We start from the raw sequence: 13,138 nt of genomic DNA on the forward strand, positions 1-13,138 counted from the left end.
AAACCGAGAAGTGCAAGCTGCCAACCGCCAACTACCTTATCACTTCTCTCGAAATAACCATCTTCTGTATCTCTGATGTGCCTTCGTAAATCTGCGTTATTTTTGCATCGCGCATTAATCGCTCCACATGATATTCTTTTACAAAACCATATCCACCATGTACCTGCACGGCCTCAATGGTAACATCCATTGCAACTTTCGAAGCAAACAATTTCGCCATCGAACCTGCTTGCGTGTAAGGTAAACCTTGGTCTTTTAACCAAGCCGCTTTGTAAACCAACAACCGTGCAGCTTCGATTTGTGTAGCCATATCGGCCAATTTAAAAGCAATAGCTTGGTGCTCGGCAATTGGCTTACCAAACGATTTTCGTTGTTTAGCATATTGTGTAGCCAGTTCGAAAGCGCCTTGCGCAATACCCAATGCCTGTGCTGCAATTCCAATTCTGCCACCTTCTAAAGTTTTCATCGCAAATTTAAAACCAAATCCATCTTCGCCAATTCTATTCTTTTTAGGTACTTTAACATCATTAAACATCAACGAGTGGGTATCAGAACCCCTAATGCCCATTTTATTTTCCTTTGGTCCGATGGTAAACCCTTCTAACCCTTTTTCTACTATAAACGCATTAATACCTTTGTGCCTTAATTCGGGGTGGGTTTGTGCGATAACCAAATAGGTGGAAGCAGAATTTCCGTTGGTGATCCAATTTTTGGTGCCGTTCAGCAAATAATAATCGCCTTTATCTTCGGCAATAGTATGCTGAGAAGTGGCATCAGAACCTGCTTCGGGCTCGGATAAACAAAATGCGCCAATTTTTTCTCCAGAAGCCAATGGTTTTAAATATTTTTCTTTTTGAAATTCATTGCCGTACTGCTCCAAGCCATAGCAAACCAGCGAATTATTTACCGATACCACTACAGATGCTGATGCATCAATTTTGGATAGCTCTTCCATTACCAATACATAAGAAATTGCATCTAAGCCACTTCCGTTGTATTTTGGATCAACCATCATCCCTAAAAAACCCAGTTCCCCTAATTTTTTAACCTGCTCTGCTGGAAATTTTTGGTGTTCATCTCGATCTATTACGCCCGGCTTTAATTCTTGCTGTGCAAAATCGCGTGCCGCGTGCTGTATCATGATCTGTTCTTCACTTAATTCAAAATGCATAACGATATAAATATATAAAAGGTTAGTCTATCAAAAGTAACATTTACAAATGAAAATTACTATGGTTGCATAGTAATTTATTTTTAATGTGCTTAATATTTTGTGGAGAATTTTGAAGGTAAACGCTTTCCTATCGACTTGAAAAATGGTATATACAACGTTTTGAGTAAGTGTAGCACAAAATTGTTGGTACAGTTTTAATTACGGCCAGTGCTAATTGCTACTTCTCCTTTTAGTTAACACAACAAACAAACTTGCACTGCCCAAAAATAATACAAGCAAAAGTTGCGAAGAATGGATAATTGTTGCGTAGGCTAAACCATCCTTAAATGGTACAAAGTGTAATAATAACGCTTGAGCAACCATCCAATGAAAAACACCAATACCGCCCTGAACGGGTGCAACCATTGCGAAGCTAGAAAAAACCAACGCCGTATAAGCTACATTTAAGCCTAAAGATGCTGTTGCAGCTAGGGAGAAAAATGCGAAATACATGGATAAAAAGTACAATACCCAAATACCAAAAGTATATACCAAAAACAGCGGTTTATTTTTTAATTTATGATAGGAATTGAAGCCTTGTTTTAAGCTAACTAAAATTCTTAAAAACTTATTGTTAAATTTTTTACGCAATAAGTAAAAGATGAGCAAAACAAATACAAGCAAAAGAATTAACAAACCCAGTACCCACAAATAGTTTATGCCGGCAAGTTGCTTTGAAATATTAGCGTAAATTGTATCGTTTAAAAAATCAAATACTAAATTGAATTGAAAAAATACCAGTGCCAAACCTGTTAATAACAGCACAAAAATATCGAAAAGTCTTTCGGTAATTACCGTACCTATAGATGCAAAAAGTGGCACATTCGCTGTTTTATGCACTACAGAACATTTGGCAATTTCACCAAACCTTGGCAATGCCAAATTTGCTAGGTAACCGATAAAAACAGCATGGTAAGTGTTCCAAAAAGAAACTTTATATGAAATTGAATTGTATAACATTTGCCAGCGCATCGCCCTCAACACGTGCGCAAACCAAACCGTTACCACAGAAAGTAATATCCAAAAATAATTGGCAGATTTAATTTCGAGCCAAATTTTACATAAATCCTGATTTTTAAAAGCAAAGTATAAAACCGCTATTCCTATTAAAAACAGGAAGATATATTTAATAGCCGTTTTAAGATGAACTACCAATACACTATTTTAACAAGTGGTTGTTATCATCAGGAAAAACAAGAACAGGCTGATATTTTTTTGCTTCTTCTATTGGTAATGAGCAATAGGTTACAATAATTACGATGTCGCCAATTTGCGCTAAACGCGCGCAAGAGCCATTTAAGCAAATTGTACCCGAGCCACGTTCGCCTGTAATTACGTAAGTTTCGAATCGTGCACCATTATTATTATTCACCACCTGCACTTTTTCATTAGCGATGATGTGAGCGGCATCCATTAAATCTTCATCTATAGTTATACTACCAACATAGTTTAATTCGGCCTGTGTTACTTTAACACGATGAAGCTTCGATTTTAAGATCTCAATAATCATTTGGCAAAGTTAGTAATAAAGGTTGAGGGAATAAAAGGTTTTAGGCGTAAGGCAAAAGTAAAAAGCTTAGTAACCAAAATTAAAAGATTAAGCACAAACAAAGAATTTAATATGATCGCAACGCTAGAATCTCAATACTCAAATCTCAAATCTCAAACCTTAATGCTATTTTATTATCATGTTATCAATTAGTCGTGTTTTGCCAACTTTTGCGGCTACTAAAGCAACTAAGTGATGTTCGTTTTTAGATTGGGCTGGCTGAAGATTATCTCCATTGGCAATCGTAAAATAATCTAATTCTACCCCGTCAATAAGCTCAAATAACGCTTTTGCGCTTTCTTCAAGTTTCCGAAGCGAATTATCGTTAAAATGCGCTACTACAAACTTTAATGCTTTGCTCAATACTAAACTGTTTTCTCTATCTAAACTCAATAAATGAATATTTCTGCTGCTCATTGCCAAGCCATCGCTTTCTCGTATTATGGGGCATGTTACAATTTGTATAGGCAAATGAAAATGGGCCACCATATTTTTAATCATCAGCACTTGCTGAAAATCCTTCTGACCAAACATTGCAATATCGGGTTTTACCGCATCGAACAATTTTTTAACAATTTGGGTTACTCCTTGATAGTGTCCCTTTCTAAATTCGCCCTCTAACAGAAATTCTGCGGGGCCCAAATCGATGTGCCAATGCTCCTCTTTAGGGTACATTTCATCAACCGACGGCATAAATACCGCATCACATCCTGCGTTCTTTAGCATTTCAAGATCGTGCTCAATCGGTCTTGGGTATTTTTCTAAATCTTTTAAATCGGTAAACTGTGTTGGGTTTACAAATATGCTGCATATAATTATATCGGCGCTTTGCTTTGCCAAATCAATTAATGAGATATGCCCATTATGTAGCGCGCCCATTGTTGGCACCAATGCTACCTTTTTACCTATTGCTTTAAGAGGGCTAACAAAGGTTTCTAGTGCTATTTTAGTCTTTAATATTTCCAATGGATTTGCTATAAATCAAAACTGTAAAGGTGTAAATTAATCTATACCAAAACAAACAATTGGGTATCTTATTGATAAATGTTATTATTTTCCGTACATTTGCACCTCATTATCTTTTCTTTAACTAATATTTTATATAAAATATGGAGATGGCAAAAACGAAGCTGCTGATTGTTACCCACGAGATGTCGCCTTTCCTCGAGCTTACTAAAATTTCTGAAATTACAAGACAATTGCCACAGGCAATGCAAGAAAAAGGATTCGAAATCCGTATCTTGATGCCAAAGTTCGGCAACATTAACGAAAGAAGAAATCGCTTACATGAAGTTATCCGCCTCTCGGGCATGAACATCATTATCAATGATAATGATAACCCATTAATTATCAAAGTTGCCTCTATTCCTGCAGCGCGTATGCAAGTTTATTTCTTAGATAATGAAGAGTATTTTCAACGCAAACAAGTTTTTAATGATGCGAGTGGAAAATTCTTTGAAGACAATGACGAGCGGACTATCTTTTTCTGTAAAGGCGCATTAGAAACCGTTAAAAAATTAGGCTGGGCTCCCGATATTGTTCACTGCCACGGCTGGATGAGCGCTTTAGTTCCTGCGTATATTAAAACAACTTACAAAAACGATCCTACTTTTAAAAATTCTAAAGTAGTGTATTCTGTTTACGAAGACTCTTTTACCGAGAAATTAAATGCCGATTTCGCTAAGAAAGCTATTATGGCAAATATGACTGCAGAAGACACAAAACCTTTTGCAGATGCTGATAACAATAGCTTACATATTGGTGCCATAACGCATGCTGATGCAGTAGTTTTAGCAGATGAAAACTTAAGCGACGCTATGTTAAAATTTGTTAAAGATTCCAATAAGCCAACTTTAGCCTTTAACTTAACCGAAAATTTTGAAAACTTCTACGCTTTTTATGAAGAAATTTCAAGTGATGAATTGGTTTCAGTTGCTTAATTAGGTATTATTATTTTAAATATGAAATTTACAAAACTAGACTTATTAACCATGTTGATAGGTCTTTTTCTTTTTGCTTCTTGTAAAAACCAAGAAACTATTGGTTTGGACATAGATCTAAACTCACAAATACAGGGTACATTGGTTAATACAGAAGCCGTTGTATCACAAACCGTAAAGGAAGCTGATATTTTTACCACTGGTTTAACAGGCCATCCTTTGGGCTATATGGTTGATCCAATTTTTGGTAAAACTGAATCTAGTGTAGCAATGACCGTAGCACCTAATAGTTTAGGGTACGATTTCGGAACTTCTCCGGTTTTAGACTCTGCAGTTTTAGTACTTAATTTAGCGCCTCAGTTTTATGGAGACACCGTAAATTCTACTTATAGTATTGATGTTTATCAATTAACAAATCAAATTACTCAATTTAAAAGCAATAGCATACAGCCACACAATAACACGGTATTAGGAAGTTTTACAAAGAAAATTTTTCCCAATACCCCTACTCAAGTTTTTGATATAATTGCTGGCAAACCAGATACACTTAAAAAAGTTCCGGCTCAGATTAGGATTAGTTTAGATAAAACGTTTATACAGAATACAATTTTAAGTAGATCTACTACAGATTTTTCATCAAATGCTAAATTTGCCGAATACTTTAAAGGTCTTTATGCTGAAATAAACAAAACTAATTCTACCATTTCAACTACTAACGGCGGAGGTATTGCATTTGTAAACTTTGCTGGTACGAGTTCATATTTGCAATTGGTTTATAAAAAAACAAATACTACATCTGGTAAAGATACGGTTTCGGTTAATTTTCCAATTAATATTAACACTGGCCCGGTTGCGGCAAATATTAAGCACGATTATTCTGGCACTGATATAGAAACTCAGTTAAATAACCCAACACCTGCTACACCGTATAATGTAACGTATGTACAATCGTTAGTTGGTGTAAAAACAAAACTTACTTTCCCGAATTTAGCAAATTTTACTACAGATTACGGTAAGGCAGTTATAAATAAAGCAGAGCTTGTTGTTGATTTAAGCGCAGGTACTTATGGCGCTCCGTTTTTCGCGCCAGATCGTTTGTCTTTATACCGTTTTGATATTGCTGAACAACCACAAAATGTTCCCGATCACAATCAACCTACTCAAACCAATAGAGGTGATTTTAGAGCATTAGCCGATCCAATATTTGGAGGTTATTACGACTCACTAAACAATAGATACATTTTTGTAATTACAAGTTATGTGCAAGATTTGATTGATAAAAAACTTATTGACTATGGTACTTTTATCGCACCAACGCCTCTTTCACAGTTTCAAATTACGCCTACTGCATCAGTTGCATCTAGGGCTGTAATTGGCACTTTTCTAAATTCGAATAACCGTGTAAAACTAAATATATACTATACTAAAATAAAGTAAAGTAACTATTGTATATAAAAAATTCATTACAAATTCATCTATTGTTAATACATTAGATGAATTTTTATTTTAAATCAAATTATGTGTGGAATTGTAGGCTATATAGGCTATAGAGAGGCTTGGCCAATTGTTATTAAGGGCCTTAAAAGGTTAGAGTACAGAGGTTATGATAGTGCTGGAATTGCAATTATTGGCGATTCTGGAGAGAAAATATATAAAAAGGCAGGTAAAGTATCCGTTTTAGAGGAGTTTGCAGAAAACCAAGACAAATCTGGCCACATTGCAATGGGCCACACACGTTGGGCTACCCATGGTGTACCTTCTGATCGTAATTCCCATCCCCATACATCCAACAATGGTAAACTTTCTATTATACACAACGGGATTATAGAAAACTATGCAACCCTAAAAGAAGAACTTATTGGTCGCGGGCACGAATTTAAAAGTGATACAGATACCGAAGTTTTAATTCATTTAATTGAAGAGATTCAGAAAATTGAAAAAATAGATTTGTTAGAAGCTGTTCGCTTAGCTTTAAACGAGGTAAGTGGCGCTTATGCAATTGTGATCATGGATAAAGACAATCCAGATCGATTAATTGTGGCTAGAAAAGGCAGTCCGATGGTGATTGGTGTGGGTAAAGGCGAATATTTTATCGCTTCAGATGCAACCCCGATTATTGAATATACTAAAAACGTAATTTATTTGAATGATAACGAAATTGCATTAATTACTAAAGATGATCTTTTGGTTAAGCAATTGGATAACGTGATTCAAACCCCTTTAGTACAAGAGTTAGAACTGAAGTTGGAGATGCTTGAAAAAGGCGGTTATGAGCATTTTATGCTGAAGGAAATTTATGAGCAACCACGATCTATAAAAGATTGTATGAGAGGCCGTATTTATCCTCAAGAAGGTAAAGTGCAGCTAGGTGGCATTAAAGAATTTGCAGATAAGCTCAAAAATATAGATCGAATTATAATTGTAGCTTGCGGTACATCTTGGCATGCTGGCTTAGTTGGAGAATATTTAATTGAAGAATATGCGCGGATCCCTGTTGAAGTAGAGTATGCATCAGAATTTAGATACCGAAACCCAATTATAACAGAAAAAGATGTGGTGATTGCCATCTCCCAATCTGGAGAAACTGCCGATACCATGGCCGCCATTGAAATGGCGAAAGAAAAAGGAGCTACCATTTTCGGTATCTGTAATGTTGCCGGTGCATCTATTCCACGTTTAACGCACGCAGGCGTTTATACCCATGCCGGACCAGAAATTGGTGTTGCATCAACAAAAGCATTTACGGCTCAGGTTACGGTTTTAACTTTAATGGCGTTTTATATGGCGCAGCAAAGAGGAACCCTTACCACTTCAAAATTAATCGAACTTTTAACAGAGCTGGATCATATTCCTGAAAAAATTCAAATTGCATTAGAATCAGACGATATCATAAAAAAAGTTGCTGAAAAAATTAAAGATTCTAAAAACTGTTTATTCTTAGGTAGAGGCAGTGGTTTTCCTGTTGCTTTAGAAGGCGCTTTAAAGCTTAAGGAGATCTCATATATTCACGCAGAAGGTTATCCGGCTGCGGAAATGAAACACGGCCCAATCGCACTAATTGATGAAGAGATGCCAGTTGTTTTTATTGCAACTCAAAACTCTTCGTATGAAAAAGTGATTAGCAATATTCAAGAAGTAAAAGCTAGAAAAGGAATAGTAATTGCCATTGTTACCCAAGGCGATATCGAAGTTAAGAAAATGGCAGATTATTGCATCGAAATTCCAGATGCAGATGAAGCATTTTTACCGCTTTTAGCCACTATACCTTTGCAATTATTATCTTATCATATTGCTGTTATGCGTGGTTGTAATGTAGATCAACCAAGAAATTTAGCTAAATCTGTCACGGTAGAATAAAATTAAATTTAATAGGTATATCCAACATTTCGGATATACCTATTTATACAATTGCGTATAGCTTACTGCCTTTTTACAATCTCATTTCATCAAACGTACACCATTTTTAAGTTTTATAATTCTACCTTTTCTATTTCCTTCGTCGCCTAAAACGGTGAGTGTAATTGGCTTCGTAGTTCAAGAAATAGCCTAAAATGGCAAATCACCTCTTTCATCTTTGGCGCCTATGCTAAAATCATCGTCTATTTTAGTTTCAGTATTTTGAGCGATAATTACTGGCTGAGTAGGTTCAAAATCCGTTTTCCGACCGAGCAATGTGAAATTTTCGGCAACTATTTCGGTTACATATTTTTTTACTTTCTCTTTATCTTCGAACGAGCGGGTTCTGAGTTTTCCTTCAATATAAACAAGTTTGCCCTTTTGTAAGTATTTAGAAGCAATTTCTGCCAAACCTCTCCACATTACAATGTTATGCCATTCGGTTTGCTCAACTCGTTTCCCATCTTTACTATAGGTTTCTGACGTTGCCAGCGGAAAACTAGCAACAGTTACACCACCGTCTAAATGTCTAACTTCTGGATCTTTACCCAAATGACCTACTAAAATAACTTTGTTAACTCCAGACATAGCGTACTTTATTAATTCGTATATATTCTTTCGATTTACCTGATCAACTATTCATTTTAATGCAATGCTAAAAGTACTCACTTACAAAATCATGAATAACTTTAGGCTGTGGCCTTTCATTTAAACCTGCTAAAGAAACCCAATATAGTTCCTTTTGTTTACTAAAGTTAAATATATAGTTTTTTAATTCAAAAAATTGGATGTGTAATATTTGGTGCGTCAAAACATGTCTTTTATGGGTGATGAACTGCGCATCAACGTCATTACCGAAAGTACTTTTTATTTGCAACATAAAATCGTTATCATCAAGCGAGGTGGCATCGCTAGTCTCTATACTTGGAAAATCGAATAAATGTTGCCAAATATCGCCAACTTGCCTTTCCCTAATTAACACATTATTGTTGTGTATTAGAATGAAGTAATTTAAGAATCTATGTTTCTGAGGTGCCTTTTTCAATTTAATTGGTAAAACCTGTACAAGGTTATTTTTGAGCGCATAACAACCCAAATTTAATGGACAAATTCCGCAATTGGGCGATTTTGGCTTGCATTGAAGGGCGCCAAACTCCATTATTGCCTGATTATAAGTACTCGGATCATTGGTATAGAGCATTTCATTTGCCAAGTTGTAAAACGCCTTTTTTCCTTGCGGAGAATTTATCGGCGTACTTATCCCAAAAAATCTCGACAATACCCTAAACACATTTCCATCAACAACGGCTCGCGCTTCTCCGGATGAAAATGATGAAATTGCAGCAGCCGTATATTCGCCAATACCTTTCAATGTAATCAGTTCATCATGTAGTACAGGAAACTTACCGTCGTATTTTTCCATTACGACTTGTGCGGTTGCATGCATATTCCTCCCTCTGGAATAATAGCCTAATCCTTGCCAAAGCTTTAAAACCTTCGCTTCATTGGCTTCTGCAAATGCTTTAACCGTAGGAAAGTTTTCCAAAAATTTATTGAAATACGGCAACCCCTGCTCTACCCTAGTTTGTTGTAGAATAATTTCGGAAAGCCAGATTACGTAAGGGTCTTTAGTGTGTCGCCAAGGTAAATCTCTCTTATTAAATAAATACCATTTTATCAGTTCTTCGGGGAATGTCATTGATACAAATAACGGTGTATTTTTTTGCTTTTAAAAAACCTTGCAATCGGCTGATAGAAATAGAAATAAAAAAATCATCTTTTATTTCCCTATCTCATTAAAAAGCAATACTTTTGCAACCCCAAAACAGCAGTAATAGTAAAACATAAAATATATAAATAATAAAATATGACTAAGGCAGATATTATTTCAGAAATATCAACAAAAACCGGAATTGAGAAGGTGGACGTACAGGAAACGGTTGAGGCATTTTTCAAAGTTATCAAAACAAGCATGATTGGTGGCGAAAATGTTTACGTTAGAGGATTCGGGAGCTTTGTTGTAAAAAAGAGAGCTCAAAAAACAGCTAGAAATATCTCTAAAAATACTGCAATAATTATCCCAGAACATTTTGTACCGAGCTTTAAGCCTGCGAAAGTTTTTGTAGATAAAGTAAAAAGCAATACAAAAAAATTAAGTGTAGAGGCCTAATATCAAATATAATGAGCAACAACATAAAATTAAAGCAAATCCTAATTATTGGAGCGATTCTATTGCTTGTTGTTTTTTTATTTACTAGAAATATTAAGGGCTTAGTAAAACCTACAGAAGAAAACGGTAAAATGCCTGCAAGTGGAAAAATGGTTAGCGGTGCACCAACCAGTCCAACTGCAACGATAAGTATAGATAATGCGTCTGAAGCTTCAAAAAGTCTCATCAGTAAAGATTTAAGTATCGAGATTGTAGCTTTAGAAAACAAATATAAAACCGCAAAAGGTGAAGACAAAGTTTCCATAGCAAAGCAACTTGCAGAGAAATGGAATGATGTTGAACAAATTACACCTTCGGCGCTTTATTTAGAGGTTATTGCCACTGCAAAACCAAGTTTGCAAAATTGGTTGACTACCGGAAACCGTTTTATGAAGGCTTTTGATGGCACTCAAGATAGTTTAGCGCAACCTATACTTTTGCAAAAAGCAAATACGGCATACACCAATGCCTTAGCCATTGATACCAGTAATGTTGAAGCAAAAACAGGCTTAGGTGTTACGATTGTAAATGGTTTGGGCGCACCAATGCAAGGAATTGCAATGTTGCTGGGTGTAGTTGCTAAAGATCCAAAAAATGTAAAAGCGAATATGAGCTTAGGTTTATTTTCGATAAAATCGGGTCAGTTTGCAAAGGCGATACCACGCTTCAATACCGTAATTGAAAATGCACCAACACCCGAAGCTTACTTTTATTTAGGTACGGCTTTAGAGAATTTGGGCAGAAATAAAGAAGCAGTTGAAGTTTATTTAAAAAGCAAAAAATTAGCCGCTAATCCTACCTTATCAGCTTTTATTGATAAGAGAATAGCAGAACTAAAGAATAAAAATTAATTAACATTAATAAAAACATTAAACCTAAAAATTATGCCAAGCGGTAAGAAAAGAAAGAGACATAAAATGGCTACTCACAAACGTAAAAAGCGTTTAAGAAAAAACAGACATAAGAAAAAATAGATTCTTATTGATATAGCTTATTTAAACCTCGTAACAAAACGTTATGAGGTTTAAACCCTTTTAGAAGATTTTTTCAAAAATCTGTAGTTTGTGCTATATCAATTTTTCTATATACTATCCATTTGTTAATGGGCGTAAGCCCTTAAATCTGTAGCTGTTGGTAAAAGAATTAATTATAAATTCGACTCCTGCCGGAGTTACCATAGCGTTGATTGAAGACAAACAACTTGTTGAGCTTCATAAAGAACAAATAAACAATAACTACGCTGTAGGCGATATTTATTTAGGCCGCATAAAAAAAATTATGCCCGGCTTAAATGCTGCGTTTGTGGATGTTGGTTATGAGAAAGATGCTTTTTTGCATTATTTTGATCTTGGCCCTCAGGTACAATCTTTAATTAAGCTAACTAAAATCAAGCGTAATGGCTCGGTTACAGGCACACTATTAGATAATTTAAAACTCGAAACCGATATAAATAAGGCCGGGAAAATATCTGATGTGCTTAGCAAAAACATGCTCCTACCTGTACAAATTGCTAAAGAACCAATTTCTACTAAAGGGCCACGTTTAAGTTCCGACCTATCTATTGCCGGCAGGTATGTAGTATTGGTACCATTTTCCAATACTATATCCGTATCAAAAAAGATAAAAAGTAATACTGAGCGTAATCGCTTAAAAAAGATTATTGAGAGTATTAAACCAAATAACTTTGGTGTAATTATCAGAACGGTTTCTGAAGGAAGAGGTGTAGCCGAAATGCAAAAAGATTTATTAGATCTTATTGCTAAGTGGGAAAACTTCATCAAAAAATTGCCCGATACTGAGCCCTCTAAAAGGGTTTGGGGAGAGATGGATAGATCATCTACTCTTATTCGTGATATTTTGAATCCTGATTTTACAAACGTTTTTGTAAGTCCGCCAGAATTGTTTGATGATATTCGTTCGTATGTGCACGATATTTCGCCAGAAATGGAGAAAATTGTTAAGCTGTACAAACAAAAAGAACCGATTTTTGAACACTTTGGTGTAGAGAAGCAAATTAAAAATGCTTTCGGCAAAACGGTAAACTTGCCTGGTGGTGCTTACTTGGTAGTAGAACATACTGAAGCGCTCCATGTTATTGATGTAAATAGCGGTAACCGTACGGCTAGCAAAGAAAACCAGGAAGAAAACGCTTTACAGGTAAATAAAGAAGCGGCCAAAGAAATTGCTCGACAGTTGCGTTTGCGCGATATGGGTGGCATTGTTGTAATCGATTTTATTGATATGCACAAGGCAACCAACCGCAAAATGCTTTTCGATTATTTACGGGAGCTGATGCTTCTAGATCGTGCAAAGCATACCATTTTGCCCCCAAGTAAATTTGGTTTAGTGCAAATTACTAGGCAACGTGTTCGCCCAGAGATGAACATTGTTACTGTAGAAAAATGCCCTGCATGTGATGGTACCGGCACAATTAAAGCAAGTATTGTTTTAATGGACGATATTGAAAACAACTTGAATTATATTTTGCGCGAGCAGAATGAAAAAGGTGTAACGCTACGTGTGCACCCCTATATTGAAGCTTATATTACGAAAGGTATTTTGAATTTACAACGCCGTTGGTTTTTTAAATATGGCCAATGGATCAAAGTAAAATCTGAACCATCGTATTATTTAAATGAATTTCATTTTATATCGTCGAAAGACGAGGAGATAAAACTTTAATATAAATACTTATTACTAAGCGCTTGATTTCTTTACGAAATCAAGCGTTTTTAGTTTTGAGGGGATTGATTTTGAATTTAATTAGACTAATTGACCTAAGTTTGATAATTATTTCGTTAAAAATCATGCTTCATTAGCGCTATAATTGG

12 protein-coding genes are annotated in these 13,138 nt (G+C 35.5%); 6 read left to right on the plus strand and 6 right to left on the minus strand.

The features are described 5' to 3' along the window. Positions 1 to 31: 31 nt before the first annotated feature. The 4 genes from EZJ43_RS03300 to panC all read right to left on the minus strand — a co-directional run bounded on the left by EZJ43_RS03300 (position 32) and on the right by panC (position 3,728). Positions 32 to 1,171, minus strand: coding sequence for an acyl-CoA dehydrogenase (locus tag EZJ43_RS03300; RefSeq protein WP_133261250.1), 1,140 nt, complete (start codon positions 1,169 to 1,171; stop codon positions 32 to 34). Positions 1,172 to 1,384: 213 nt separating this feature from the next. Beyond that, on the minus strand, positions 1,385 to 2,368 hold the full coding sequence (locus tag EZJ43_RS03305; protein WP_133261251.1) for a lysylphosphatidylglycerol synthase transmembrane domain-containing protein: 984 nt from the start codon (positions 2,366 to 2,368) through the stop codon (positions 1,385 to 1,387). Between the two features lie 4 nt (positions 2,369 to 2,372). Next, positions 2,373 to 2,723 carry an aspartate 1-decarboxylase gene (gene panD, locus EZJ43_RS03310; protein WP_133261252.1) on the minus strand — a complete coding sequence of 117 codons (351 nt, stop codon included), beginning with the start codon at positions 2,721 to 2,723 and terminating at the stop codon, positions 2,373 to 2,375. Positions 2,724 to 2,888: 165 nt separating this feature from the next. Next, positions 2,889 to 3,728 (minus strand): pantoate--beta-alanine ligase, encoded by an 840-nt coding sequence (panC, locus tag EZJ43_RS03315; RefSeq protein ID WP_133261253.1) that lies wholly within the window; start codon positions 3,726 to 3,728, stop codon positions 2,889 to 2,891. A 149-nt stretch (positions 3,729 to 3,877) separates the two neighbouring features. Between panC and EZJ43_RS03320 the strand changes: the two genes are divergently transcribed. The 3 genes from EZJ43_RS03320 to glmS all read left to right on the plus strand — a co-directional run bounded on the left by EZJ43_RS03320 (position 3,878) and on the right by glmS (position 8,059). Next, positions 3,878 to 4,702 carry a glycogen/starch synthase gene (locus tag EZJ43_RS03320; protein WP_243718031.1) on the plus strand — a complete coding sequence of 275 codons (825 nt, stop codon included), beginning with the start codon at positions 3,878 to 3,880 and terminating at the stop codon, positions 4,700 to 4,702. Positions 4,703 to 4,723: 21 nt separating this feature from the next. Further along, positions 4,724 to 6,139: a DUF4270 domain-containing protein gene (locus EZJ43_RS03325; RefSeq protein ID WP_133261255.1), complete on the plus strand. Its 1,416-nt coding sequence runs from the start codon at positions 4,724 to 4,726 to the stop codon at positions 6,137 to 6,139. A gap of 81 nt (positions 6,140 to 6,220) precedes the next feature. Further along, positions 6,221 to 8,059 carry a glutamine--fructose-6-phosphate transaminase (isomerizing) gene (gene glmS, locus EZJ43_RS03330; RefSeq protein ID WP_133261256.1) on the plus strand — a complete coding sequence of 613 codons (1,839 nt, stop codon included), beginning with the start codon at positions 6,221 to 6,223 and terminating at the stop codon, positions 8,057 to 8,059. Positions 8,060 to 8,248: 189 nt separating this feature from the next. On the opposite strand, the gene EZJ43_RS03335 is transcribed toward glmS, so the two are convergent. Both EZJ43_RS03335 and mutY read right to left on the minus strand, forming a co-directional pair. Next, on the minus strand, positions 8,249 to 8,686 hold the full coding sequence (locus tag EZJ43_RS03335; protein WP_133261257.1) for a single-stranded DNA-binding protein: 438 nt from the start codon (positions 8,684 to 8,686) through the stop codon (positions 8,249 to 8,251). 67 nt (positions 8,687 to 8,753) lie between these two features. Continuing rightward, positions 8,754 to 9,797, minus strand: coding sequence for an A/G-specific adenine glycosylase (mutY, locus tag EZJ43_RS03340; protein ID WP_133261258.1), 1,044 nt, complete (start codon positions 9,795 to 9,797; stop codon positions 8,754 to 8,756). Positions 9,798 to 9,965: 168 nt separating this feature from the next. On the opposite strand from mutY, the gene EZJ43_RS03345 reads away from it, so the two are divergent. The 3 genes from EZJ43_RS03345 (at position 9,966) to EZJ43_RS03355 (ending at position 12,989) form a co-directional block, all read left to right on the plus strand. Further along, positions 9,966 to 10,268 (plus strand): HU family DNA-binding protein, encoded by a 303-nt coding sequence (locus EZJ43_RS03345; protein ID WP_133261259.1) that lies wholly within the window; start codon positions 9,966 to 9,968, stop codon positions 10,266 to 10,268. Positions 10,269 to 10,279: 11 nt separating this feature from the next. Further along, positions 10,280 to 11,158, plus strand: coding sequence for a tetratricopeptide repeat protein (locus tag EZJ43_RS03350; protein WP_133261260.1), 879 nt, complete (start codon positions 10,280 to 10,282; stop codon positions 11,156 to 11,158). A gap of 280 nt (positions 11,159 to 11,438) precedes the next feature. Continuing rightward, positions 11,439 to 12,989 (plus strand): Rne/Rng family ribonuclease, encoded by a 1,551-nt coding sequence (locus EZJ43_RS03355; protein ID WP_133261261.1) that lies wholly within the window; start codon positions 11,439 to 11,441, stop codon positions 12,987 to 12,989. Positions 12,990 to 13,138 lie beyond the last annotated feature (149 nt).

It is taken from the genome of Pedobacter changchengzhani, assembly GCF_004354365.1.
Taxonomy (GTDB): domain Bacteria; phylum Bacteroidota; class Bacteroidia; order Sphingobacteriales; family Sphingobacteriaceae; genus Pedobacter; species Pedobacter changchengzhani.

Bases quoted from the DNA above. Each gene is read 5' to 3' on its own strand.
- EZJ43_RS03350 (WP_133261260.1), top strand. From the start codon at position 10,280: ATGAGCAACAACATAAAATTAAAGCAAATCCTAATTATTGGAGCGATT.
- EZJ43_RS03300 (WP_133261250.1), bottom strand. From the start codon at position 1,171: ATGCATTTTGAATTAAGTGAAGAACAGATCATGATACAGCACGCGGCA.
- EZJ43_RS03320 (WP_243718031.1), top strand. From the start codon at position 3,878: ATGGCAAAAACGAAGCTGCTGATTGTTACCCACGAGATGTCGCCTTTC.
- EZJ43_RS03335 (WP_133261257.1), bottom strand. From the start codon at position 8,686: ATGTCTGGAGTTAACAAAGTTATTTTAGTAGGTCATTTGGGTAAAGAT.
- glmS (WP_133261256.1), top strand. From the start codon at position 6,221: ATGTGTGGAATTGTAGGCTATATAGGCTATAGAGAGGCTTGGCCAATT.
- panD (WP_133261252.1), bottom strand. From the start codon at position 2,723: ATGATTATTGAGATCTTAAAATCGAAGCTTCATCGTGTTAAAGTAACA.
- EZJ43_RS03325 (WP_133261255.1), top strand. From the start codon at position 4,724: ATGAAATTTACAAAACTAGACTTATTAACCATGTTGATAGGTCTTTTT.
- mutY (WP_133261258.1), bottom strand. From the start codon at position 9,797: ATGACATTCCCCGAAGAACTGATAAAATGGTATTTATTTAATAAGAGA.
- EZJ43_RS03345 (WP_133261259.1), top strand. From the start codon at position 9,966: ATGACTAAGGCAGATATTATTTCAGAAATATCAACAAAAACCGGAATT.